The sequence below is a fragment of the Nonomuraea corallina genome, from assembly GCF_027620315.1.
Classification (GTDB): domain Bacteria; phylum Actinomycetota; class Actinomycetes; order Streptosporangiales; family Streptosporangiaceae; genus Nonomuraea; species Nonomuraea corallina.
On sequence record NZ_JAPNNL010000320.1, the window covers coordinates 1 to 3,058 of the forward strand.

Annotated in this window: 4 protein-coding genes; all 4 read right to left on the bottom strand. The window is 73.7% G+C overall.

What is annotated here, in order from left to right; translation table 11 throughout:
* Window positions 1–55: 55 nt before the first annotated feature.
* Window positions 56–1,018, bottom strand: coding sequence for a UDP-glucuronic acid decarboxylase family protein (locus OUY22_RS36325; protein ID WP_270159855.1), 963 nt, complete (start codon window positions 1,016–1,018; stop codon window positions 56–58).
* On the bottom strand, window positions 1,015–1,887 hold the full coding sequence (locus tag OUY22_RS36330) for a glycosyltransferase family 9 protein (RefSeq protein WP_270159856.1): 873 nt from the start codon (window positions 1,885–1,887) through the stop codon (window positions 1,015–1,017). The genes OUY22_RS36325 and OUY22_RS36330 overlap by 4 nt, the downstream gene beginning before the upstream one ends.
* The gene (locus OUY22_RS36335) at window positions 1,878–2,552 is read right to left on the bottom strand and encodes an SDR family oxidoreductase (RefSeq protein ID WP_270159857.1); all 675 of its coding nucleotides are present in this window, start codon (window positions 2,550–2,552) and stop codon (window positions 1,878–1,880) included. The genes OUY22_RS36330 and OUY22_RS36335 overlap by 10 nt, the downstream gene beginning before the upstream one ends.
* A partial coding sequence (gene rfaE2 / locus OUY22_RS36340; RefSeq protein ID WP_270159858.1) for a D-glycero-beta-D-manno-heptose 1-phosphate adenylyltransferase occupies window positions 2,549–3,058 on the bottom strand: 510 nt, incomplete at its 5' end. The genes rfaE2 and OUY22_RS36335, both read right to left, overlap by 4 nt.

Below are 3,058 nucleotides of genomic sequence, written 5' to 3' on the forward strand. Positions count from 1 at the left end.
CGCGACCTGGCCGACGCCCTCCTCGGCGTACGGCTGCAGGGCTCCTAGGCCGCTCCTAGGCCGTCACCCGGGCCGCCGGCCGAAACCCCTTCAGCTCGGCGGCGAACCACTCGATGGTGCGGCGCAGCCCTTCGCCGGCCGGCACCGTCGCCGTCCAGCCGAGCTTCTCGGCGGCCAGCGTGGTGTCGGGCCGGCGCACCTTCGGGTCGTCCTCCGGCCGTTCGACGAACTCGATCGGGGACGACGACCCGGTCAGCTCCTTGATCGTCACGGCCAGGTCGAGCATGGTCACCTCGTCCGGGTTGCCGAGGTTCACCGGCCCGCCGAAGTCGCTGTCGGCCATGGCCAGCACGCCCGACACGGTGTCGTCCACGTAGCAGATCGAGCGGGTCTGCGAGCCGTCGCCGGTGACGGTGATCGGCTCGCCGGTCAGCGCCTGGCGGATGAACGTCGGGATCGCGCGGCCGTCGAACGGCCGCATGCGCGGCCCGTACGTGTTGAAGATCCGCACGATGCCGGTGTTCGTGCCGCGGGAGTTGCGGTAGGCCGTGGTCAGCGACTCGGCGAAGCGCTTGGCCTCGTCGTAGACGCTGCGCGGCCCGACCGGGTTGACGTTCCCCCAGTACGTCTCGCGCTGCGGGTGCTCCAGCGGGTCGCCGTACACCTCACTGGTGGAGGCCAGGACGAACCTGGCGCCCTTCTCCCGGGCCAGCCCGAGCGCGTGCAGCGTGCCGACGCTGCCGACGCGCAGCGTCTCGATCGGGTAGCGCAGGTAGTCGGCCGGAGAGGCGGCCGAGGCGAAGTGCAGCACCAGGTCCACCTGTCCGGGCACGTGCACGTACCCGGTCAGGTCGCACTCGACGATGCGGAACGACGGCCGGTCGATCAGATGCTCCACATTACGCGGCCCGCCGGTCAGGAAGCTGTCCATGCACACCACGTCAGCCCCCCGGTCCAGCAGCCGCTCACACAGGTGGGAGCCGAGGAACCCGGCTCCTCCGGTGACCAGCGCCCTCATGACGTGACCTCCATCGCGGCGTCGACGACCTCTGATACCTCGATCTCGAGCAGGCCGGGGTCCGGCTTGTCGCCGTGCGGGTCGCCCTGGTGGCCGGTCCACAGCGCGACGTGCCGCCACCCCGGCGGCGGCCCCCACCGCATCGGCGAGACCGGCCCGAACAGCACCACCGACGGCACGCAGAACGCGGTCGCCAGGTGGCCCACGCCGGTGTCGCCGCACACCACCAGGCGTGCCCTGCTCACCAGCTCGATCAGGCCGGCCAGGTCGGTGCGGCCGGCGAGCACCCGGTCCGCCGGCAGCCCGGCCAGCTCGGCCACCTTCCTGGCCAGGCCGACCTCCTCGGCGCTGCCGGTGACGACCACGTCGTCCAGCAGGGCCGCCACCTTCGCGAACCGCTCCGGCGGCCAGCGCCTGGCCGGGTAGGCGGCCCCGGGATGCACGATCGCCGGCCCCGTGCGGTCCGAGACGCCGAGCGTCAGGTCCTGCGGGTCGGCCGGGATGCCGTGCCACTCCAGCAGGTCGCACCAGCGCCGCACCTCGTGCACGTGGTCCTGCCAGGGCGGGCCGACCTCGTAGCTGATCAGCCGTCCCGGCCCGGTACGGCGCAGCGCCTCGACGCTCTGCGGCCCGCGGCCGTGCAGGTTGACCGCGACGTCCGGCCGTTCGAACGGCACCGGGCCCGGCCCGCGCACGTCGATCTGGGCGTCCACCGCGCCGGTGAGCGGCAGCAACGGCCCGAGGTAGGCCGGGGTGGCGAGCGTGATCCGGTGCTCCGGATGGGCCTGGCGCAGCGCGCGCAGCGCGGGGACGGCCGTGAGCAGGTCGCCCAGCCCGAGCCCGCGCAGCGCCAGGAGTTCTAGGGCCATGACGTCTCCGTGTCGGGGCAGACGACGAGTTCCCTGATCTCGCAGCCGACCGGCCGGCCCAGCGCGAAGACCACGGCCTGGGCGACGTCGGCGGGGTCGTTCAGCCCCGCCTCGGGGCCTGGCTTGTACTGTTCCGGCCGGCCGTCGAAGAAGGCGGTCCGCATGCCGCCGGGCACCAGCAGGGTGACCCCCACCTCGCCGCGCAGCTCGACCGCCAGCGCCCGGGTCAGCCCCACCACGCCGAACTTCGACGCGCTGTAGGCCGAGGCGTCGCTGAGCGGGCGCAGCCCGAGCGTGGACGCGCAGGTGACGATCCGCCCGCGCGACCTCTTCAGGTACGGCAGCGCCGCCCGCACGACGGAGGCGGTGCCGAGCAGGTTGACCTTGATGACCTGCTCCCAGTCGTCGGCGGGCACGTCCTCCAGCCGCCCGCACCGGTCGATGCCGGCCGCGGTGACGACCGCGTCCAGGCCGCCGGCACGCTCGGCCAGCTCGGTGACCGCGCGCTCGGCCTGCTCCCGGTCGGCCAGGTCGGCGGTGACGTGCTCGAAGCGCTGGTCGGGCCGGCGCACGTCGACGACCAGCGCCCGCCAACCTTCCTTCTCGACCGCTTCCGCGGTGGCCAGGCCGAGGCCGGAAGCGCCTCCGGTGATCAATACGTTCATCGGATCTCCCTGATCAGATTGGTGGTCGAACGTCCCGGCAGCAGGTCCAGCACCACGGTCTCGGCGCCGATGCCGGCCAGGATCTCGGATTCGGGCAGCGTGCCGCCCTCGTAGTCGCCGCCCTTCACCCACACGTCGGGGCGGAGCAGCTCGATGGCGCGGACCGGGGTGCTCTCCTCGAAAACCAGCACGGCGTCCACGCAGCTCAGCGCGCGCAGGACCTCGACCCGGTCGGTCACGTCCACGATCGGCCGCGACGGGCCCTTGAGCCTGCGCACGGACGCGTCGGAGTTGACGCACACGACGAGCGCGTCGCCGAGCGCGCGGGCCCGCCGCAGCAGGCTGACGTGCCCGGCGTGCAGCAGGTCGAAGCAGCCGCCGGTGGCGATCAGCCGCCCGCCGCGGGCCCGGGTCAGCTCGGCCATCTCGGCCGCGGTGCGCGGCCGGTCGCCCAGCTCCTGTTCCCGCACGCGGAGCGCGGCCGCGCCGCCGCCGGCGACGAACCG

Coding starts and splice junctions, on each gene's coding strand:
- OUY22_RS36325 (WP_270159855.1), bottom strand. CDS start 1,018: ATGAGGGCGCTGGTCACCGGAGGAGCCGGGTTCCTCGGCTCCCACCTG.
- OUY22_RS36330 (WP_270159856.1), bottom strand. CDS start 1,887: ATGGCCCTAGAACTCCTGGCGCTGCGCGGGCTCGGGCTGGGCGACCTG.
- OUY22_RS36335 (WP_270159857.1), bottom strand. CDS start 2,552: ATGAACGTATTGATCACCGGAGGCGCTTCCGGCCTCGGCCTGGCCACC.